Source organism: Longilinea arvoryzae, from assembly GCF_001050235.1.
In the GTDB taxonomy this organism is placed as follows: domain Bacteria; phylum Chloroflexota; class Anaerolineae; order Anaerolineales; family Anaerolineaceae; genus Longilinea; species Longilinea arvoryzae.
In genome coordinates, this window is record NZ_DF967972.1 from 2535560 (window position 1) to 2555562 (window position 20003).

Genomic DNA, 20003 nt, shown 5'->3' on the forward strand with positions numbered 1-20003 from the left:
GTCAAGTCCACAATGAAATTTGCCCCTTATTCCAGGGGCGACTGGAAATGAGGAGAAAAGCGTGTTATGCTCACGCATATGCAACCCACCAGTCTCTACCTACACATTCCGTTTTGCCGGCATCGCTGCGCGTACTGTGATTTTAACACGTATGCCGGACTGGAAAGCCGGATTCCGGCATACGTGGATGCGCTTTGCCGGGAAATTCGCTGGATGGGCGCTTCGAGTGTCGAGAATTTGCATTTGTCCGCACCGATCCGCGTGCATACCCTTTTTTTCGGCGGCGGCACGCCATCTCTGCTCACCCCGCAGCACATGGAAGCCATCCTGGGCGCGTGCCGGGAGAGCTTCGCGGTGGACTCGGGGGCGGAAATCAGCATGGAGGCCAATCCGGGGACGGTGACCCTGGAAGGGCTGCGCGCTTTGCGATCGTTGGGCGTCAATCGCCTGAGCTACGGCATGCAGTCCGCCCACCCGGATGACCTGAGCCTGTTGCAGCGCCAGCACGATACTTACGATGTGATCGAAGCGGTCAATTGGGCGCGGCAGGCCGGATTCGATTTGTTGAGCCTGGATTTGATCTTTGGTTTGCCCTTCCAGAGCCTGGAACGCTGGCAGAACACCCTCGAGACGGCAATCGACCTGCAGACCGATCACCTGTCGCTGTATGCGCTAACCATCGAACACGGAACGCCGTTTCAATCCTGGCTGCGGCGGGGTCTGGTGCCGCTGCCGGACGATGATCTGGCGGCAGATATGTACGATTATGCCAGCGAGCGGTTGGAACAGGCCGGTTTTCAGCAGTATGAAATTTCAAATTGGGCGAAGGTTAAGGATGGCGAATTGGCAGCCTGCCGGCATAACCTGCAGTACTGGCACAACCAGCCTTACCTGGGCTTGGGCGCCGGCGCGCACGGCTATCATTCGGGTTATCGCCTGGTCAACGCCGCTGCCATCCCGGCCTACATCGAACGCTGCCAGACGATGCCCCGGGAAGCCTTCCCGGTGGGTCCGGCGACCATTCAAGCGGCGCCCATCGATCGCTGGACGGAAGTCCAGGAGACCATGATGGTCGGCCTGCGCCTGACAGGCGAGGGCGTTCCCGCAGCGGAATTCCACCGTCGTTTCGGGGTAAGCCTGGAAGAGCTGTTCGGCGCGGATATCGACGATTTGATCGAAAAAGGACTGTTGGAGTGGGACGGCGGAAAAGAAAGACTGCGCCTTTCGAAGCGCGGCCGGCTGCTGGGAAACCGGGTGTTCCGGCAGTTCGTTGGCCGCGAAAAACCGAAGGATTGGCGCGACTAGCGTTTGCGAATCAGGAGACGATCACCAGGGTGCCATAACCCCGTTTTTCGATGGTTTTTTCATCCGTGACCGGCGTGCACCAGCGGAAGATCCACTTGGCTTCCTCAGGTTTCATGTTGATGCAGCCGTGGCTCATGGTGATGCCGTAATTGGTATGCCAGTAGGTGCCATGAAAGGCCACCCCGGTTTCGGGCACAAAGAAGGACGTCCAGGGGACTCCTGGAAGTTCATAGGCATAGATATCCGAGGTGATGTTGCCGTCGCCCATGTGTTTGGAAGGCATCTTGGACTGGACGTGAAATTCGCCCACCGGCGTTTCGGTCAGGATCAGCCCGGGAGCCGGTTTGCGTTTGTCCGGCAGGCCCGAAGCGATCTTGGTATGCAGCACCACTCTGTCTTCTTCGTAAGCCGTCAATTCCTGGCGGGCCAGTGAAACCTCGATGCGTTTCTTCTGGGCCGGCACTTCCGGAGAAAGCGGCGTCAATTCATCGGGCTGGATGACGCGCATGTGAACCGCCGGCACGGCGTATTCGATTTCGAGCAATTCGTCCTTGAGCTTGTACCAGGGTTCGCCGTCCGGGCCTTCGATGACCCCGGTGATCCAATGCGTCGAGGTGTAATACAGACGGTAAATCGGATCCCAGGTGGTTTTGTTGTTGGGCAGATAAGCCTGGGTGAACGGAACGCTGACTTCCGAAAGAACCCCGGCCGGATCCGGGTTGGTCAGGACGGTATTGAGTTGGACTTTCACCGGCTCGGTGTAAGCGGAGTGGATGTATCCACCCCAGACCCGGTACCACAGCGGGTTGTAACCCGGGCCGTCATCCGAAATGACTTCCGCGTAGACATTCACCAGCTCGTCGCGGGTGCGCTGGTAGAGGATGCGGCTCTTGTCGCTGGGTTCGGAATATACACTGACGGTTTCGGTCGTGATGCGAATCAGGCGGTTGAAATCGAGATCGTCGCCGCTGCCCTGGAAGGGCCTGCTCAGTTGGGGACGAAATGCCAGACTGGTCAGGGAAAGACCAGCCAGCTTGAGGAAATCGCGCCGGGTCAGCTTGGGGTGAAGCATGGTCCGATTATACCTTAATATTTTCAACTTTTTTCTAAAAAATTCCTCGAAATGACTTTCAGACCGCCCGGGTTTGCGATATAATGAGAGTACCGGGGATGACAGGCTTCGACGGAGGAGGCTGGTCCCGGATTGCGAGCCGAGAGGTGCCGACCTCGTAAACTCAGCACAAACCTTAAGTGCCAATAACACTTCCTACGCTGCTATGCCCCTCGCTGCATAAGCGAGAGAATTAGCCGCCTGACCTCCACGTGAGGTCACGTCTGCCCGCCCCGCTCCCTGGCCGGTGGTGGATGCGGGCGCTAAAAAGCCAAGGGTGCCGGCCGGTGCGCCGTGAACCGGTCGAAAGAGGGCCTTCGGGTTCGAGCGGCTAGCGAATAACCTGTTTTGCCTGATGTCGGGTCGTTTGCGAGATCAAAATCAGACTACGCTCGTAGATATTCGAGGGTCTAATCTTTCGGACGCGGGTTCGATTCCCGCCATCTCCACCTGATAAACACGCAGCAATGGATCCATTCGCTGCGTGTTTATTTTCTGAAGATCGAGTTTGAATGGATTTACCGGCAGCGATGCGATCTTCCCGTAAGTCATTCCAAAAAGAGTAGAGATTGGCCAGATCGGGGAATGAATATCTCGTATTTTCCGTTCGATTTTTTATAAGGCGGTAGAATTGTTCGCGAACCTTTGTAAAAAATCTCTGGGCATCATTCGGTAATAATTTGGGGCGAAGAGCAATGGATATCCCATACGAGATGATCTTCAAACGAAAATCTTTCCGACGATTTGACGAGTCGTTGGCGCTTTCGGGTGAAGAATTGCAGGATATCGAGCGGCAGGTGGCGCGCCTGATCCCACTCGAAGACGGCATCCGGGTGAATTATAGAATCATCCCCAGGAAGCAGACTTCATCCAGACGCGGTGAATATTGCCTGCTGATGTACAGTGAGATCAAAGAACATTATTTGCTCAACGCCGGATACCTGTTGGAGCAAATGGATCTGTACCTGGCTGCACAGGATATTGGCGCGTGCTGGTATGGGATGGGAAAGCCAGAAGTCACCCATGAGGCCGGTCTTGATTTTGTCATCATGCTGGCCTTTGGAAAGGGTCGCCCGGAGGAATTCCGAAAAGACTATACCAGGAGCAGGCGCAAAGATCTGAGCGTCATCTGGAAAGGTGATTCGTTGATGGAAATCGCAGAGGTGGCCCGGTATGCCCCCAGTTCGTGCAATTCTCAGCCCTGGCGAGTATATTGTGATCCCCATCGCATCCAGGTTTTCCGGGCAACCGGAATCCGGTCGATCATGCCGGCATCCCGGGTACCGTATTACAATTCGATCGACATGGGGATTTTTCTATTCTTCCTCGAGACCTGCCTGGCGCACACAGGGCATTCATTCGAGAGGACGCTGTTCCCGGATGAAGGTTCACGCGCAGACCCAATTCCGGTGGCTTCCTATTTAATGCCAGAAGGGTAATTTAATTTATGGGACACCCGGGTTTTTCTTATATCGGACTGATTTTTCTGATGATGCTGACGATTCCAAATCTGATCTGGACCCGGCACCAGCCCCAGGGATACGATTCTCATAACGAGAATAAAATCCTTCTGGTTTTCGAGCGGGTGGGACAGGTGTGCGTCACCTGCACGGCGCTGGTGTTTTCTGATTTCAACATCCACGGCTGGTCGGTGTGGAGCGTGTGGCTCTTCGCAGCGGCGTTTTTGATGGTGATGTACGAAGGCTGGTGGATTCGCTATTTCCGGAGCGAAAAGTCTCTGGCGGATTTCTATAGCAGTTTTTGGGGTGTGCCCGTTGCCGGAGCGACGCTTCCGATTGTGGCTTTCTTTTTGTTGGGTGTTTACGGCAAAGTGATCTGGTTGATGATATCCGTTGTGATCCTGGGCATCGGGCATATCGGTATCCATTTGCAGCACCGCCAAGAGATTATTACACAGCAATAAAGTGATAACGGGTGGGAAGATCCATTGAAATTTGCAAGCCGCGAAGTAATCCGTATCCGTCACAAGGGAGAATTGAGCCATGGATAACAACGACAAAGAAATCGCGAACAACGAAGCCCAGGAACAGGATACCCCCAGGGAAAAAGCCACGGAAGGGGATGATAATTACATGGTGACGGGGATGTGCATCGGCATGTGCCTGGGTGTGGCGGTTGGGCAATTGTTATTCGATAACCTGGCCACGGGTATGGCTGTGGGGATGTGCCTCGGACTGGCGATTGGAAGCGGCATCAAGAAAAAGAAATAAGCGCCGGAACGTATGATTCAGCAGGCCGGAAAGCCGGGGATTATGGTAGAAGTCCAGCGTCACGCCATTGGAACGGTCGCCGATGAAAAATTGGCTTTCGCAGTGATCTGCGCGCGCCACGAAGATCAATGGCTGTTCGTACGCCACGGGCAGCGTTCCACCTGGGAGGTGCCGGGCGGGCACCGCGAACCCGGCGAGACGGTCGAGCAGGCGGCGGCGCGCGAATTGTTCGAGGAAACTGGGGCTGAGGAATATTCGCTCGTTCCAGTGTGCGATTATTCTGTCCAATATGATGGCCAGCCACCGAGTTTCGGTCGCTTATTCGTATCGCGGGTCGAGCGTCTGGGCATGCTGCCGGAAAGCGAAATCGCCGAGGTGGTTTGTCGGGCGGAAATGCCGGCTATGATGACTTACCCCCAGATCCAACCCTGGCTGCAAAACTGGGCAGCCGAATATCTACGGCAAGGGGAAATCCGGAAATAAATCCTGGCTTTCATGTGGTTATTCCCGAATACGCGATGGCCCTGCTCTTTCAACCATCCCGAAACAAGATCATTATCGATGCAGAATGAACTTCTGCTCGGGATAATCGAACTCATTACAAAATTCACCTTCGACGAACCCCAGGCTTTTGTATAAAGCGCGCGGGGCGATGCCCTTTTCGTCGCCTTCGCGAAAGGTGATCACCTGAACATCGCGGCCGGCCGGAAGGCGCTCGAGCATCAGCCGGATCATCCCGCTGGCGATGCCCTGCCGGCGGTAATCCGGGTGAACGGCCATGCAGCTCAGCGTGCACTGGTTGACCGAGAAAAGCAGGACGCCAATGACCTTTCCGGCGTCCCTGGCGCAGATCGCCGTATCACGATCCATATTCTTGATCACGGTCTGGCGATAGCCTTCCAGTAATTCTTCCGTTTCCAGGCCCGGAAAATTCCAGCGCACCAACTCCACCAGATCCATCCAGGAAGGCAGATCGTCGATGCGAGCAAAGCCGATGCAGCGATCTTGATCTGACATTGCGCCCCCGTGTTGTTTAGAATAATTCTGCTTCGAACAGAGCAGCCATCCGGCAGCTCTCGACCGGGAATTGGCCGACCGCGGCCTCGTCGGAGAGCACGAAACCTTGATAACCCCGGGCAAGCGCGTCATACAGGCAGCAGACTTCCGACCGGGTCGGGGTAGGCTGCCCGTTCATATGCTCCAGCACCTGACCGGCCAACATCACCGGGATGGGCAGGTCGCGGACCCTGGTCGAGAAATGATGGGCTGTTTTTGCCATTTCAGCCAGGCCCAGCTCGGCGCCCAGGTCGCCGCGGCACAACCACAGTTCATCGGCTTCGGCGGCGATGGCTTCGGCTTCCCGCACGGCCAATCCGCGCTCCAGCTTGGCCACCAAATAGATGGTCGCGCCGATCCGCTTGCGGTAGGCGGCCATTTCGGCGGCGTTTTTCACATACGAAATGGCGTAGCGCACGAACGGGTACTGGCGGGTATCGTGCAGGATGGCGCAGTCCTTTTCATTCATCCCTTCGCTGCGAAATTCGGATGCCGCATAGGTGATGCCCTTGCGCGCGGCAATGGGCCCACCCTGGACGACGCGCGCCTGGATCGCATCGGGCTGAATCGTTTCGACTTCGAGCAGTACTTTGGCGTCGTTCAGGCGAATTTCACGGCTCGAATCGGGCGCGGCGGTGAAAAAATCGGCGTGCGGAACGGGCAGCACGTCAACCCGCTGGCTGGATTGGGCCCGGATCAGGCGCACCTGCTGGCCAGCCGCCAGCTCGCGCGCTTCGATTTCTCCCAACCGCCATTTGCTGCCCTGCAAATCGATGACCACCGGCAGGGCCCGGCCGGTCTGGTCGTAGAAGGCGCGCAATCGTTCCACCCATTCGACGACCGCCGGTGTGGAAAGGTGCGAGCTGTTCAGCCGGAAGGCCGTCACGCCGGCGGCGATCATTTCCCGCCACAGTTCCGACCTGGAACTGGCGGGGCCCAAGGTTGCGATGATTTCATACGTCATAATGTTTTATACCTGGCAGATGAGTCCTTTGAGATAAGCGCCTTCGGGGAAATTCAAAGCCACCGGATGGTCCGGCCCCTGGTGCAGAAGATCGATGATCCGGGCGTCCACGCCGGCGTCCAATGCCGCCCCGGCCACGATTTTTTGAAATAATTCAGCCGACACACCGCCCGAGCAGGAAAAAGTCGCCAGAATGCCGCCCGGGTTGAGCAGCTTGAAGGCCAGCAAATTGATATCCTTGTAACCCCGAGCGGCCTTTTCAGCCTGCGCGGCCGTCGGGGCGAACTTGGGCGGGTCGAGCACGATCAGGTCGAATTTGCGTGCGCGATCGCGCAGGTCACGCAACACGTGGAACACGTCTCCTTCCAGCCATTCGGCTTTTTCGGCCGGGAGCTGGTTGGCAGTCCGATTCTGTTTGGCCAATTCGAGCGCTTCGGCGGAGGCATCCACCGAAAACACGTGCGTCGCCCCACCGCGCAGGGCGTACAGGCTGAAGCCGCCGGTATAGCAGAAGCAGTTCAGCACGCTGCGGCCGGCGGCAAACTGGCCGACGCGCTTGCGATTGGCGCGCTGGTCGAGGTAAAAGCCCGTCTTCTGGCCGCCCTTGAGATCGACGCCAAACCGGAGCCCATTTTCATGGATCCAGAGCTGTTCGGGCGGGGGCAAGCCGCGCAGCACGCCGGTTCGATCGGGCAGGCCTTCCAGTTGGCGCACATCCACATCCGAACGCTCGTAGATGTTCTCGACGCCGGTCAGTTCGGCCAGGATGCCGACCAGTCGATCTCGCAGCGCCTCGATGCCAGCGCTCAGAATCTGCACGACCAGCCAATCCGCGTAGCGGTCGACGACCAGGCCGGGTAGTCCGTCCGATTCGCCGTGGATCAGGCGGTAAGCGTCCGTTTCGGCCGGGTCGACCACGTTCCGGCGCAGGTTGAGTGCGCGTTCGATGCGCCCGCGCAGGAAGGCTTCATCCACCCTTTCATCCGCCTGCCAGGTCCACAGGCGCGCGCGGATATTCGAGACCGGGCTGTAAGCGGCCCGGCCAAGCCATTCCCTTTGTGCGCCATAGACTTCCACCGTGTCGCCGGCCTGCGGGTCGCCTTCGACGCGCTCGATCGCGCCTGAGAAAATCCAGGGCCGTTTTTGCAGGACGGATTTTTCGCGACCTGCCTTCAGGATTATCGATTTTTCGCTCAACCTTCCACCATCTTCCGCAATGCGGTTTCATCCACAATGGGCACACCCAGTTCGCGAGCCTTGTCCAGTTTGGAGCCGGGCGCTTCGCCGACCACCAGGTAGCTGGTTTTTTTACTGACGCTGTCGGTGACCTTGCCGCCGTGCTGCTGGATATATTCCTTGATGCCTTCGCGCGAAAAGCCGGCCAGCGCGCCGGTGACGACGAAAACCAGATCCTGCAGGGGCTGGCTGCCAGGCTGGGCGACCGGGCGGGCGATGACTGCCGGCCAGACACCGGCAGCTTTGAGCTTGGCGAGCAGTTTTTGGTTTTGCTCGCGCTCGAACCAATCCACGATGGCGGCGGCGATGTTCGGGCCGATGCCCTCGATTCGCTGGAGATCGGATGCGGTCGCGCGGCTCAATTTGTCCAGGTCGGAAAAGTGAGCCGTCAGGTCCAGCGCCATGACCTCGCCGACGCCGTGAATGCCGAGCGCGTTGATCAGGCGGGCGAGCGGCTGCTGGCGCGAGACCGCAATGGCCTGCAGCAGATTGTCGGCCTTCTTTCCGGCAAAGCCCTCCAATTTTAGCAGTTCTTCGCGCTGCAGCGTATAGATATCCGCCACATCCCGCACCAGGCCTTCCTGGGCGAGCTGCTCGACGATCTTGATGCCCATACCGGCGATGTCCATCGCGCCGCGCGAGGCGAAGTGCTCCAGGTTGCGTACCAGTTGCGCCGGGCAGGCCGCGTTGACGCAATACCAGGCCACTTCACCTTCGAAGTGCTCGACCGGTTGGCCGCAGGTCGGACAGACTTCGGGCGGCACGTAGGGCCATTCATCACCGCTGCGCGCATCCACCACGGGCCCAATGACGTAGGGAATCACGTCCCCGGCGCGCTTGAGCATAATGCGGTCGCCGACGCGGATGTCTTTCTCGGCGATGTAATCGAAGTTGTGGAGCGTGGCCTGCTTGACGACAACGCCGCCAATTTCGACCGGTTCCAAAATGGCGTACGGCGTCAGAACGCCGGTGCGGCCGACGTTCACGCCGATATCGCGCAGCAGCGTTGTGACCTCCCGCGCCGGGAACTTAAAGGCGATCGCGCCGCGCGGATCCTTGCCCACAAATCCCAGCTCGGCGGCCAGCCCCAGATCGTTGATCTTGATGACCGAGCCGTCGACTTCGTAGGCCATCGAATCGCGCTTTTCGCCGATCGCCTGGCAGGCCTGGATGGCTGATTCGAGATCGGGCTGCACGCTGCTTTCCCCGGCGACCGGAAAACCGAGTTCCTTCAGATAATTCAGGAGATCCCACTGCGTGGTCGGAGTCGGGCCGTCCGCTGCGGCGATCTGGTAGACGTACAACGTCAGAGGGCGCGAAGCTGTCAGGGCCGGGTCGAGCTGCCGCAGCGATCCGGCTGCCGTGTTGCGCGGGTTCAAATACGTTTTTTCGCCGGCTTCCTGGAGACGTTGGTTGAGGGCATTGAAATCCTTGAGATAGATGAATGCTTCACCGCGGACGACGAAATAATCCGGCACGTGAGGACCGCCGGCTTTGACCGGGATGCGCAGTGGCAGGGCCTTGATGGTGCGCAGGTTGGCGGTGATATCCTCACCGACCTCGCCGTCGCCGCGCGTGGCGCCCTGCACGAAGACGCCGTTGCGGTAGGTCAGCACGACGGTTAGTCCGTCGATTTTCGGCTCGACCACAAAGCTGGTCTTGAGCACGCGGTCATCCAGCTTGAGGATGCGGTCCATCCAGGCGCGTACGCCGTTGGCGTCGAAAGCATTGGCCAGGCTGAGGATTGGGGCCGGGTGCGCCACCTTGACAAAGCGGTCCAGGGGCGCCGCGCCGGCGCGCTGGGAGGGAGAATCAGGGGTGATCCACTCGGGATGCTCGCCTTCGATGGCCTTCAGGCGCATCATCAGGCGATCATATTCGACGTCGCTGATCACGGGCTGATCGAGCACGTGGTAGCGATGATTGTGAAAATGAATTTCCTGGCGGAGGCGGACAAGTTCCTGGTACAGCGCTTCGTTTTCCATTCTCTCGATTCCTCACAGTGCAGTCGTACAGATCCGGTAGGACATTCGTATTATAGTGCATGACAGTTGCGATCAACGCAACCAACCCGTATTTCTTTCGTAGATTAAGTGTGCCGCATTGTCGAGAATCGGTTTCTTTGCTACACTTATCCATATACAATGGAGGGTCTTATGAACGCTGGAAAAACAGTCGCCTATATCATCGCAGCAATATTGATCCTTTTTGGCGTGCTTTTCATCTGGGCAACCTTCAGCCCGCAAGGCAATACCGGTTGGCTCGTGGTCGGAGTTATCAGTGTGGCCATCGGCCTGGTATTGATCTTTCTGGCCGGGCGTAAGCGACCGAGCGATAAACAGGAAGTCAATGTAAAAATCGACTTGAGCGGAAATGTCAATCTCGATACACTCAAGTGCAAATCCTGCGGGGGAACGCTGACCTCTGAAAACATCAAGATGGTCGCCGGCGCGCCGTATGTGACTTGTCCGTATTGCAATACGACCTATCAACTGACCGAAGAACCCAAGTGGTAAGCCTAATTCAGGGAGAGTAAAGCATGAAGCGTTACCGTTGGTGGGGAATTCTAACGGCGCTGCTGCTGCTTGTTGCCATGATGCAGCCCGTCGCCGCCCAGTCCTATTACTTCCAGGTTCCCGAGCAAACCGTAAATTTTTACATCGATGCGGACGGCACGGCCACCGTTGAGTATGTTTTTACGTTTACCAATGAACCCAGCGGCGCGGATATGGAATTTGTCGACATCGGCATGCCGCAGGATTCGCAATGGAGCGTGAATAACGCCACGGCCGACCTTAACGGAACAGCGATCACCAAGATTGCCATCTCGGATTACATCCAGAATGGCGTGATGATCGATCTGCGTCCGAACGCGATCAAGCCCGGACAGACCGGCAAGGTCGGTTTCCGGATCACCGGCGTGAAGGATGTGCTCTTCAAGGCCGACCAGCAGATCAACGGCGAGGATTATGCCAGCTTCAATTTCCAGCCCAACACCTTCGAATCCGGCACGGTAGCCGGGAAGACCAAGATGACGGTCACGCTCTTCCTCCCGCCGGGCTTGAAACAGGACGAACCCCGCTACTATACGCCTCAGAGCTGGCCGGGTACATCCGATCCGAACGAAACGGGTTTCGACAGCACGGGCGGCGTGTATTACCGCTGGTACAGCGCGGACGCCAGCACCCTGGATACTTACATTTTTGGCGGTTCGTTCCCGAGTCGCCTGATCACCGATGCAAGCGCGATTCGCAGTAAAGAACAATTCAACCAGGCGCCGGTCGTCAGCGTGAGCAGCGATACCATGGATAACCTGCTGGGGATCGGCTGCTGCGTGGGCTTCGGTGCGCTCTTTATTGCGATTTTTTACGCTTCCATTCGCGGCAACCAGAAGCGCAAGCTGCAGTACATGCCGCCCAAGATTGCCCTGGAAGGGAACGGCATCAAGCGCGGCCTGACGGCCGTGGAAGCCGCCATCCTGATGGAACAGCCTCTGGATAAGGTGATGACGATGATCCTCTTCTCGGTGCTGAAGAAGGGCGCCGCGGAGGTGGTGACGAAAGACCCACTCAAGCTCAGGCTCAGCGAGCCGCAGCCCGAAGACCTGCGCACCTACGAAGTCGATTTCCTCAAAGCCATGCAGTTGGAATCAAATTCCGAAAAACGCAAGGCAATGCAGGACGTGATCGTCGGGTTGGTCAAGAGTGTTCAGACCAACATGAAGGGCTTCAGCTCCAAGGAGACGGTTGTCTATTACAAGGACATCATGAAGAAAGCCTGGGAGCAGGTGGAGAGCGCGGAAACCCCCGAGGTCAAGGTCCAGAAGTTCGACGAGACCATGGGCTGGACGATGCTGGACGACCAGTTTAACGACCGCACCCAGAAGACCTTCGGCAGCGGACCGATCTTCGTGCCCGCCTGGTGGTGGCGCTGGGAGCCCTCGGTGCATCCGACCTCCTTTGGCGGCACCAGCGTAGCGACCTCGGGCGGCAGTGTTTCGGCTCCCTCAGTTTCGTCCGGCCACGGCGGCGGTACAACCATTTCCCTGCCGACCCTGCCGGGCGGATCGTTCGCGGCTTCGGTGGTGGGGGGCATCCAGTCCTTCTCGGCTGGCGTGGTGGGCGACATCACCGGTTTCACCGGCGGAATCACCAGCAAGACCAATCCCATCCCGGTCAGCACGGGCGGCACCTACCGCTCAACAGGCGGCAGCGGCGGTCATTGCGCCTGCGCGTGCGCCTGTGCGTGCGCCGGCTGCGCCTGCGCCTGTGCTGGAGGCGGCCGCTAATGGCCCTTCTTGAATCATTGAAATCCGCGTTGAAATTTGCGGATCACGCCGGGGTGACCGCCCCGCCGAAGGCAGGCGTGTATCACTTCCTGCGGGAAGAGCCGCAGGAAAAGGTGCGCGCGCACCTGCGCGTCAATCCGGACGGCAGCGGCCTGCTGCTGGTCAATGCGGCGCGCGTCTATCACTTCAACCCATCGGCGACCTTCATGGCCTACCTGGCGCTGAACAGGACGCCCCGGCCGCAGGCTTTGAAGAGCCTGGCGCGGGCGTTCAACGCTCCGCGCGAAACACTGGCCGCCGATTACGACCAGGTGGCCGTGCAGGTGGAAGGACTGCTGGCGCCGGATGGACCCTGCCCGGTGCATGAGCTGGACCTGGATATCCTGCCGCCGTTTTCGGTGCGGCCGAACGCGCCCTACCGCATGGACCTGGCGCTGACCTATCAATGCAACAACGCCTGCTCGCATTGCTACAATGCGCGCGAGCGCAGTTTTTCGCAGTTATCCACGCCGGAATGGTTCAAAGTTCTCGATCTGCTCTGGGAGCTGGGGATTCCGCACATCGTTTTCACCGGCGGCGAGCCCACCCTGCGCCCGGATTTGCCGGATTTGATCGCGCACGCCGAACACAACGGACAGATCACCGGCATCAACACCAACGGGCGGCGCCTGAAGGATGCTGAATTCGTCAAAAGGCTGGCTGGCGCCGGATTAGACCACGTGCAGATCACGTTGGAGTCGCACGTTCCGGAGATTCACGACGAGCTGGTGGCGCATCCCGGCGCCTGGCAGGAGACGGTTGCCGGACTGCGCAACGTGCTCGAAACGCATCTGTACGTGATGACCAACACCACGCTGCTCAAACGCAACTCGCCGCACCTGGCGGGGACGCTGGATTTTCTGGCCGAAAACGGCGTGCCGACGCTGGGAATCAACGCCCTGATCTATTCCGGGCGCGGGGAGACGGTCGGCACCGGATTGGCCGAAAGCGATTTACCGGCGTTGCTATCGTTGGCGCAGGAACGCACCCAGGCGCATCACCAGCGCCTGATCTGGTACACCCCGACCCAGTACTGCCACTTCGACCCGATGGCGTTGGAATTGGGCGTCAAGGGCTGCACGGCTGCCCTGTATAACATGTGCATCGAACCCGACGGCAGCGTTTTGCCCTGCCAGTCCTATTACCAACCCCTGGGGAACCTGCTGAAGGATCCCTGGGATTCGATCTGGAACCATGAACTGGCGGTCTCGCTGCGCGAACGCAAGGGATTGCCGGAGGATTGCCTTTCCTGCCAGCTGCTGCCGGATTGCGGCGGCGGCTGCCCGCTGGCACAAACCCACCAGCAGCCCGTCAAACCAGTCCTAACCATCCACTCCTGACCAGGAGAAACCCGTATGTCAAATCTATTCACGAATTTCTGGAATCGTTTCTTTCCACCGGCGCAAATCCTGACACCGGGCACCTATTCCTATCAATCACCCGCCGACGTCAAACCGCCGCTGCGCATGCACCTGCGCATCGAGCCGGATGGCAATGGCGTGTTGATCATCAATGCCAGCACCGTCCTGCACCTGAACCAGACCGCGGTGGAATTCGCGTACCACCGCATTCAGGGCACGCCGGAAACCGAAATCGTTCGCCTGGTCACGGACCGTTACCGGGTGACCCCGGAAGAGGTCAAGAAGGACCTGCAGAATTTCACCGAGCGCGTCCGAGCCCTCACCGATACCCCCGATCTCGACCCGATCACGTTCCTGGGCATGGAGCAGAAAGAACTCTACTCCGGCGCGATATCGGCGCCATATCGCCTGGACTGCGCGCTGACTTATCATGTGGAAGACGGCGCGATGAAGGGTGTGACACCCACCGAACGCGTGAAACGCGAACTGCTGACCGATGAATGGGGAACCATCCTCAAGAAGGCCTGGGAGGCCGGCATCCCGCATGTGGTCTTTACCGGCGGCGAGCCCACCCTGCGCCCGGACCTGCCCGAGATCATCCAATCAGCCGAATATCTGGGCCAGGTGACCGGTTTGATCACCAGCGGCCTGCAGCTATCCGAAACCGGCTACCTGCACAAGTTGCTCGCCAGTGGTCTGGATCACGTCATGATCGTGCTCGATCCCGAGGATGAACAGGCCTGGGAAGCCCTGCGCGACACCCTGATCGAAGATATTTTCGTCACCGTCCACCTGACGATCACGCAGAAGAACGCGGGTGAAGCGGTGGAACTGGTGAAGAAGATCCAGAGACTCGGTGTGGCCTCCATTTCGCTCAGCGCGGAAAGCGAGGAATTAGCGGCGCAGTTAAAAGTCGCCCGCCAGACTGCCGCCGAATTGAACATGGAGCTGGTGTGGGACCTGCCGGTCCCGTATTCGGCGCAGCACCCCGTGGCCATGGAGCAGAAGAACCACGAAGAAGCGCCTCAGGGCGCCGGCAAAGCCTGGCTGTATGTCGAACCGGACGGCGATGTGCTCCCCACACAGGGCGAATTGCGCGTGTTGGGAAATTTGCTCACCGACGACTGGACGACGATCTGGAAGAACCGTTGAGACGATGTTAACCCCGCAGACCTGGCACCGGCGTTTCAGCCAGCAGGCGCGTTGGACGGAGGAAATCCGTCGTTTTGTCATCCAGCAGGCCCATCTGTCGCAGGCGCACCGCGTTCTAGAAACCGGCTGCGGAACGGGAGCGGTGCTGAGTTCCATGCAGCATCTGCTGCCCGCAGCGCGTTTCTACGGCATTGACCTGCGCCTGGACTACCTGCTGGCAGCCCAGGAGTTCGCGCCGGAAAGCCAGTTCGCCGGGGCTGACGCGGCCAGCCTGCCGGTCGGGAACGCCTGCTTCGATGCAGTCATCTGCCATTATTTCCTGTTGTGGGTCAAAGACCCGCCCGGAATTCTGGCCGAGATGAAGCGCGTCACCCGGCCGGGCGGGACCGTGATTGCGCTGGCCGAACCGGATTACGGCGGGCGCATCGACTATCCCATGCCGCTGGCCGAGTTGGGACGCCTGCAGGGTCAGTCTCTGCAAATGCAGGGGGCCGATCCGTTCATGGGACGCAAATTGAGCGCTCTGTTCCACCAGGCGGGCTTTACGGACGTGCATACCGGGCTTCTGGGCGGGCAGTGGAACGAGGCGCCGGCTTTCGAAGCCTGGGAATCGGAATGGGCCGTGCTGCAGACCGACCTGGAGCACACCATCTCGCGCGAACGGCTGGACGCGCTGCGCAGTCTGGACGCGGCCGCCTGGCAGAAGGGTGAGCGAATCTTGTTCGTGCCCACCTTCTACGCCTGGGGTAAAGTTTGAAAAAGGGTTGTCAAAACACAATAACACGCGTATAATAACGCTCGTTGTTCGGGGCGTGGCGCAGTCCGGCTAGCGCGCTTGCATGGGGTGCAAGAGGTCGAAGGTTCAAATCCTTTCGCCCCGACCAAAGTAAGCAAAGACAGGGAACGGACTACCTGTCTTTTTTGTTTCCAGTTTGCCAGGGATGTTGAGGTGCAGGGAACAGCTCTCGACAAAAGATGCCGGACTAAAGAGGTGTAGATCGAGATCCAATCAGTTAGAATAGTTCGCAGGAAAGGTTACTCTTTACCGCAATTCAGAAGCCATTTGAAAATGTCCGACTCCCGAAAAACGGGAGTCGTTTTTTTTTTGATCAGGATGATCATCTGAATGATCATCTGAATGAAAGATCGAAATCTCTTCATCAGAGATCAGGGAAGTGAAAGAGGGTTTTATGAACGAAGAACAACCTTTGATCGCCCTCGTTTACAATCTGGAAAACGAGACGGTTCGAGGAAAAGATCAGGATCGACTGGCCTTGCAGTCGACGGCAGGCACGGCCGAACGAATTTACCAGGCTTTGAGAGCCTTGAAATATGACACCATCAAAATCCCGGTTGAAAATTCCGCCGGCGCATTGAAAGTCGGATTGAGAGCGTTTTCTCCCCGGGAGACATTCGTATTCAACCTGTGCGATGGGTGCGGGGACGATTTGCAGGGAGAAAGCCACGTCACCGAAATCATCGAAAGCATGGGGTTCTCGCATACCGGCTCTTTCTCGGAAACGATTGCACTGTGCACGGATAAGGCGCGCATCAAGCGGCGCCTGATCGAAGCCGGCCTGCCAACCCCGGCTTTTGGGATTTTCAGGCATCCGGCGATGTGCTCCCATTTGAATTACCCGGTGATCGTCAAACCCATGCTGGAGGACGGCAGCATCGGCATCAGCATGGATTCGGTGACCACGAATTTGACCGCCATGAACGAGCAGATCGCATACATTACCCGCAAGTATGCCCAACCCGCGCTGGTCGAAGAATTCATCCCCGGCCGGGAACTGGCCGTATCCCTGTGGGGAAACCAGAATGTGGAGGCCCTCCCGATCGTGGAGGAGGATTATTCGCACATCCTGGACCCTTTGGAACACCTGCTGACGTATGAATCCAAATGGGTGGCCGATGATTACCTGTATCAGAATGTCAAACCCACCTGCCCCGCCGTGATGAATGAAACTGACCGGCGAACCGTAATCGAAACGGCGGTTAAAACTTATCTAAAGGTCGGTTTATGCGATTTTGGCCGCATCGATATGCGGTTATATCAGGGCATCCCTTACATCATCGACATCAACGAAATTCCCGACCTGGACCCGGATTCGGGATATCCGCGCTCGGCCCGGGCGGCGGGCATCTCGTATACGGGCATGGTGGCGCATATTCTCGACCTGGCGCTGCGCCGCCAGGGATGGAGGGTGATGGATGAATGCGCCCTGTGATTCGATTCGGCTGGCAGCCGCAGCGGATGAGGACTCAATCCTCGGGCTGGCGGGACGGATCGAAAATTTCCAGACTGAAGACGTCGAGTGTATCCGCCAGCTCTGGCGGGATTACTTGACCGGCGGAGAAGATCCGGATCGGTATCATTTTCTGGTCTTCGAAGAGGGTGGCGTGATCCGGGCTTTCGCCTGCTACGGTCATCGGCCGCTCACCCGGGGCGCGTATGATTTCTACTGGCTGGCCACCGACCCTGAGACGCGCGGCCGGGGGATTGGCAGACGGCTCATGGCCCGGGTGGAGGCTGAAATTCGCGGGTTGGGCGGATACCTCGTGCTGATCGAGACTTCCGATTCGTCGGCTTTCGAAAACACGCGCCGTTTTCACGAGAGCAACGGTTACATCCGGATCGGCGAGGTGGCTGATTTCTACGCCCCGGGGGATGGGCTGGTGATGTATCAGAAGAAGGTCTAGAGTCTATGTTCGACCAAAGTAAATCGTGACGGACTTAGTCAAGTAAATGCTAATAAATAATTCTTGAGGGCTAGAATTAGAAATTCGAAGCTATAATATTTTTATTTGTTATTATAAGTTGAGAGTTGTATATGCTTCAATTGCGAACTAAGAACTATAATTGAGAGGGGGAAATTCATTTGGATATAGAAAATTTCATTGAGTGGAAATACCAAGAATTACAGCCTTATATCAATTTAGAGAATATTGATTTGTATGGTGGAATTAAACACTCTAAATTGAAAGAAATTTTCGCGACATTGCACTATATGTTTCTTTCTATGTATAAGTTAATGAATGATCGATTACCAACGGATGTAAATACAGCGCATTTTTGGGCTGATTCCAGTAGAGAACTAATTTTGGCTATTGATATTTCTATAAGTTTGCAACGGACACTAAAAGACAGTGAATATGCATTTGAAATTGAGCCATATTATGCTAATTTGATTTTTGAAACGAGAAAGTTTCTTTCGAAAAGTAATGGTAGCGAAATTCCGCCACATATGGACCAAGTTAATTTATACTATACGACACCAGTTTTCATTCCTAAAGATTTAAAGATTGTAAATTCACCCTCTGGGAAGAAATCCTATAATCTCATATTAATAGGTGAAGGATCATATGCAGTTGTTTATAAATATCATGATACTTATTATCAAACCTGGTTTGTTGTAAAAAGAGCGAAGAAAGATTTAACTGATAAAGAATTAGCTAGATTCAAACGTGAATTTGAACAAATGCGTGAATTTCATTCGCCTTATATTGTAAAGGTATATTGCTACAATAATGATCTAAATGAATACACCATGGAGTTTATGGATAGTTCTTTAGATCAATATATTACAACTAACAATGATAAATTAATAATTTCTAGTCGAAAAAGTATAGCAAATCAGTTATTGCATGCTTTTCAATATATTCATTCGAAATCTTTATTGCATCGTGATATTAGTCCGAAGAATATATTAATTAACCTATTTGATGATGTGCCTGTGGTTAAAGTGGCAGATTTTGGATTAGTAGAAATCCCTGATAGTACTCTTACAACCGTTAACACAGATTTCAAAGGCTACTATAACGATCCCGCATTAATTTTGGAGGGGTTTGATAACTATTCCATTGTTCACGAAACTTATGCAATAACCCGCCTCCTATACTTCATTATGACCGGCAAAACTAATATGGAAAAAATAAACGATCAAAGTTTGAAAAATTTCGTTGAGAAGGGCCTCTCACCAGATAAAGCTTGGCGTTATCAATCGGTTGATGAATTAATAAAAGCTTTTCAAAGGATATAAAGTAAAATTGAACAGGGTAAGCTTGAGACCATATTCGATATAATCCAGTTTCTACGCCAGAAGACGCGTGCTCAAGCACTGGTGATGTATCAGAAGCGACTGGAATAAAGGCGGATCAATAATGGGATAGTTCGGTCACCGGGGTGACAGTCACTCTGTTACCAGTATATTGATGTCCTTGAGACGTAGAAAACGCAGACAGTGAATTTACACCCTTGATAGAGACGCTTTGGTTGAATTTTCTATGGTACGGAACGACAGGTTTTCGTTTATTGATAGTTCTCAATTTTGTAAATTTCTCTTATTGACTTTATTGATCAATTAACCATAATTGAACTATACGTTTTGCTTGAAAGGGGGGAATTAAAATGCTTTTTTATGTTTCCGAAAAAGGCCAGGGCCTTGTCGAATATGCTTTGATATTTGTTCTTGTTGTCGTTCTTGCAATATTACTTCTAGTTCTGTTTGGTTCAGGTGTCGGAAATATGTACAGCAACATCACGAATACAGTCTAAGACAGGTAGCCCCATAGTCGATAAAGACAAAATCCAGAGAGAAGATCCAGGAGGGTTGTCTGATCTACTTTCCAGACAGCCCATTTGATTTATAGGATGTTCTTCCTGCTCTCACCGCCTTGGGATTATCCGTGTTCGGTATTTCCCAGTACACCCTGTGCGGGTACGATTTCGGATTTCTTTTCGATCATCTCTTCCAGAACCTTCGTTGTCAGCGATTTGAGGCGTTCGATGGGTTTGCCGGATTGAGCAAGTCTTTTTCTGTAAAATCGATCAGGTTATTCCAAAGTAAAGGTTCAATCGAGTAAAACTACCTTGCTTCCAGGTTGAGGTAAAGCCTGCCGACTTCCCATTCATCGCTGGTCTCCATCAGGATGGCACTTACCAACCGCAAACAGGCTCCTTCGTTTGGGAAAATGCTTACCACCCGGGTTCGTCGTTTGATTTCACGATTGAGCCGTTCCAGCCCATTGGTGGTGCGAATCAAACGCTGGTGAGCGGCCGGGAAAGAGAAAATCGTCAATCCTTCTGGTATGTTGTTCTCCATCCAGTCTGCCAGCTTCGAGGCAGTCTTCTGGTACTTGGTGATTGCTTCCCTGAGAAATTCCTCCGCTTTGGAGCGATTTGGGGCGTTGAAGATATTCCGAATATCAGCCGCGACCTCTGCTTGCATGTCTTTACGCGGCACATAAGCCTGGGCGT

General features: G+C 55.8%; 19 protein-coding genes, 1 tRNA gene and 1 other RNA gene. 15 read left to right on the forward strand and 6 right to left on the reverse strand.

What is annotated here, in order from left to right:
* Positions 1–66 precede the first annotated feature (66 nt).
* Positions 67–1305 (forward strand): radical SAM family heme chaperone HemW, encoded by a 1239-nt coding sequence (gene hemW / locus LARV_RS11210; protein ID WP_083522508.1) that lies wholly within the window; start codon positions 67–69, stop codon positions 1303–1305.
* Between the two features lie 10 nt (positions 1306–1315).
* Here the strand turns inward: hemW and LARV_RS11215 are convergent, their stop codons facing one another.
* Positions 1316–2377 carry a L,D-transpeptidase gene (locus LARV_RS11215; RefSeq protein WP_075073722.1) on the reverse strand — a complete coding sequence of 354 codons (1062 nt, stop codon included), beginning with the start codon at positions 2375–2377 and terminating at the stop codon, positions 1316–1318.
* A 94-nt stretch (positions 2378–2471) separates the two neighbouring features.
* On the opposite strand from LARV_RS11215, the gene ssrA reads away from it, so the two are divergent.
* From ssrA to LARV_RS11240, 5 genes are all read left to right on the forward strand, one after another.
* Positions 2472–2868: a transfer-messenger RNA gene (gene ssrA / locus LARV_RS11220) on the forward strand.
* Positions 2869–3111: 243 nt separating this feature from the next.
* Positions 3112–3855: a nitroreductase family protein gene (locus LARV_RS11225; RefSeq protein ID WP_075073723.1), complete on the forward strand. Its 744-nt coding sequence runs from the start codon at positions 3112–3114 to the stop codon at positions 3853–3855.
* 8 nt (positions 3856–3863) lie between these two features.
* The gene (locus LARV_RS11230; protein ID WP_075073724.1) at positions 3864–4340 is read left to right on the forward strand and encodes a hypothetical protein; all 477 of its coding nucleotides are present in this window, start codon (positions 3864–3866) and stop codon (positions 4338–4340) included.
* A gap of 79 nt (positions 4341–4419) precedes the next feature.
* The gene (locus tag LARV_RS11235) at positions 4420–4647 is read left to right on the forward strand and encodes a hypothetical protein (protein WP_075073725.1); all 228 of its coding nucleotides are present in this window, start codon (positions 4420–4422) and stop codon (positions 4645–4647) included.
* Between the two features lie 42 nt (positions 4648–4689).
* Positions 4690–5130 (forward strand): NUDIX hydrolase, encoded by a 441-nt coding sequence (locus tag LARV_RS11240; protein WP_075075206.1) that lies wholly within the window; start codon positions 4690–4692, stop codon positions 5128–5130.
* Positions 5131–5202: 72 nt separating this feature from the next.
* Here the strand turns inward: LARV_RS11240 and LARV_RS11245 are convergent, their stop codons facing one another.
* Genes LARV_RS11245 through ligA form a run of 4 tightly spaced genes read right to left on the reverse strand, consistent with a single transcriptional unit; the run spans position 5203 to position 9888 of the window.
* Positions 5203–5664, reverse strand: a complete 462-nt coding sequence (locus LARV_RS11245) for a GNAT family N-acetyltransferase (protein ID WP_075073726.1) — start codon at positions 5662–5664, stop codon at positions 5203–5205.
* Between the two features lie 16 nt (positions 5665–5680).
* Positions 5681–6667, reverse strand: a complete 987-nt coding sequence (locus LARV_RS11250; protein WP_075073727.1) for a pyruvate kinase — start codon at positions 6665–6667, stop codon at positions 5681–5683.
* A gap of 6 nt (positions 6668–6673) precedes the next feature.
* Entirely contained in the window at positions 6674–7864 is a 1191-nt protein-coding gene (locus LARV_RS11255; RefSeq protein WP_172797847.1) for a class I SAM-dependent rRNA methyltransferase, read from the reverse strand.
* Positions 7861–9888 (reverse strand): NAD-dependent DNA ligase LigA, encoded by a 2028-nt coding sequence (gene ligA, locus LARV_RS11260; protein WP_075073728.1) that lies wholly within the window; start codon positions 9886–9888, stop codon positions 7861–7863. The genes LARV_RS11255 and ligA overlap by 4 nt, the downstream gene beginning before the upstream one ends.
* A gap of 171 nt (positions 9889–10059) precedes the next feature.
* Here ligA and LARV_RS11265 point away from each other — a divergent pair, with 171 nt between their 5' ends.
* The 9 genes from LARV_RS11265 (at position 10060) to LARV_RS11305 (ending at position 18786) form a co-directional block, all read left to right on the forward strand.
* Positions 10060–10419 carry a DUF308 domain-containing protein gene (locus tag LARV_RS11265; RefSeq protein ID WP_075073729.1) on the forward strand — a complete coding sequence of 120 codons (360 nt, stop codon included), beginning with the start codon at positions 10060–10062 and terminating at the stop codon, positions 10417–10419.
* A gap of 23 nt (positions 10420–10442) precedes the next feature.
* Positions 10443–12191: a hypothetical protein gene (locus LARV_RS20595; RefSeq protein ID WP_075073730.1), complete on the forward strand. Its 1749-nt coding sequence runs from the start codon at positions 10443–10445 to the stop codon at positions 12189–12191.
* Positions 12191–13570 (forward strand): radical SAM/SPASM domain-containing protein, encoded by a 1380-nt coding sequence (locus tag LARV_RS11275; RefSeq protein ID WP_083522509.1) that lies wholly within the window; start codon positions 12191–12193, stop codon positions 13568–13570. The genes LARV_RS20595 and LARV_RS11275 overlap by 1 nt, the downstream gene beginning before the upstream one ends.
* 15 nt (positions 13571–13585) lie before the next feature.
* On the forward strand, positions 13586–14743 hold the full coding sequence (locus LARV_RS11280) for a PqqD family peptide modification chaperone (protein WP_075073731.1): 1158 nt from the start codon (positions 13586–13588) through the stop codon (positions 14741–14743).
* A 4-nt stretch (positions 14744–14747) separates the two neighbouring features.
* On the forward strand, positions 14748–15500 hold the full coding sequence (locus LARV_RS11285) for a methyltransferase domain-containing protein (protein ID WP_075073732.1): 753 nt from the start codon (positions 14748–14750) through the stop codon (positions 15498–15500).
* A gap of 49 nt (positions 15501–15549) precedes the next feature.
* Positions 15550–15627 (forward strand) — tRNA-Pro (locus tag LARV_RS11290).
* A 306-nt stretch (positions 15628–15933) separates the two neighbouring features.
* Positions 15934–16974 carry a D-alanine--D-alanine ligase family protein gene (locus LARV_RS11295; protein ID WP_075073733.1) on the forward strand — a complete coding sequence of 347 codons (1041 nt, stop codon included), beginning with the start codon at positions 15934–15936 and terminating at the stop codon, positions 16972–16974.
* Positions 16958–17446, forward strand: coding sequence for a GNAT family N-acetyltransferase (locus LARV_RS11300; RefSeq protein WP_075073734.1), 489 nt, complete (start codon positions 16958–16960; stop codon positions 17444–17446). The genes LARV_RS11295 and LARV_RS11300 overlap by 17 nt, the downstream gene beginning before the upstream one ends.
* Positions 17447–17625: 179 nt before the next feature.
* Positions 17626–18786, forward strand: coding sequence for a protein kinase family protein (locus LARV_RS11305; protein WP_075073735.1), 1161 nt, complete (start codon positions 17626–17628; stop codon positions 18784–18786).
* An 825-nt stretch (positions 18787–19611) separates the two neighbouring features.
* Here LARV_RS11305 and LARV_RS11315 read toward each other — a convergent pair.
* Positions 19612–20003: transposase (locus LARV_RS11315; protein WP_172797848.1), on the reverse strand; the 392-nt coding region annotated here is incomplete at its 5' end.

Bases quoted from the DNA above. Each gene is read 5' to 3' on its own strand.
- hemW (WP_083522508.1), top strand. From the start codon at position 67: ATGCTCACGCATATGCAACCCACCAGTCTCTACCTACACATTCCGTTT.
- LARV_RS11215 (WP_075073722.1), bottom strand. From the start codon at position 2,377: ATGCTTCACCCCAAGCTGACCCGGCGCGATTTCCTCAAGCTGGCTGGT.
- LARV_RS11225 (WP_075073723.1), top strand. From the start codon at position 3,112: ATGGATATCCCATACGAGATGATCTTCAAACGAAAATCTTTCCGACGA.
- LARV_RS11230 (WP_075073724.1), top strand. From the start codon at position 3,864: ATGGGACACCCGGGTTTTTCTTATATCGGACTGATTTTTCTGATGATG.
- LARV_RS11235 (WP_075073725.1), top strand. From the start codon at position 4,420: ATGGATAACAACGACAAAGAAATCGCGAACAACGAAGCCCAGGAACAG.
- LARV_RS11240 (WP_075075206.1), top strand. From the start codon at position 4,690: ATGGTAGAAGTCCAGCGTCACGCCATTGGAACGGTCGCCGATGAAAAA.
- LARV_RS11245 (WP_075073726.1), bottom strand. From the start codon at position 5,664: ATGTCAGATCAAGATCGCTGCATCGGCTTTGCTCGCATCGACGATCTG.
- LARV_RS11250 (WP_075073727.1), bottom strand. From the start codon at position 6,667: ATGACGTATGAAATCATCGCAACCTTGGGCCCCGCCAGTTCCAGGTCG.
- ligA (WP_075073728.1), bottom strand. From the start codon at position 9,888: ATGGAAAACGAAGCGCTGTACCAGGAACTTGTCCGCCTCCGCCAGGAA.
- LARV_RS11265 (WP_075073729.1), top strand. From the start codon at position 10,060: ATGAACGCTGGAAAAACAGTCGCCTATATCATCGCAGCAATATTGATC.
- LARV_RS20595 (WP_075073730.1), top strand. From the start codon at position 10,443: ATGAAGCGTTACCGTTGGTGGGGAATTCTAACGGCGCTGCTGCTGCTT.
- LARV_RS11275 (WP_083522509.1), top strand. From the start codon at position 12,191: ATGGCCCTTCTTGAATCATTGAAATCCGCGTTGAAATTTGCGGATCAC.
- LARV_RS11280 (WP_075073731.1), top strand. From the start codon at position 13,586: ATGTCAAATCTATTCACGAATTTCTGGAATCGTTTCTTTCCACCGGCG.
- LARV_RS11285 (WP_075073732.1), top strand. From the start codon at position 14,748: ATGTTAACCCCGCAGACCTGGCACCGGCGTTTCAGCCAGCAGGCGCGT.
- LARV_RS11295 (WP_075073733.1), top strand. From the start codon at position 15,934: ATGAACGAAGAACAACCTTTGATCGCCCTCGTTTACAATCTGGAAAAC.
- LARV_RS11300 (WP_075073734.1), top strand. From the start codon at position 16,958: ATGAATGCGCCCTGTGATTCGATTCGGCTGGCAGCCGCAGCGGATGAG.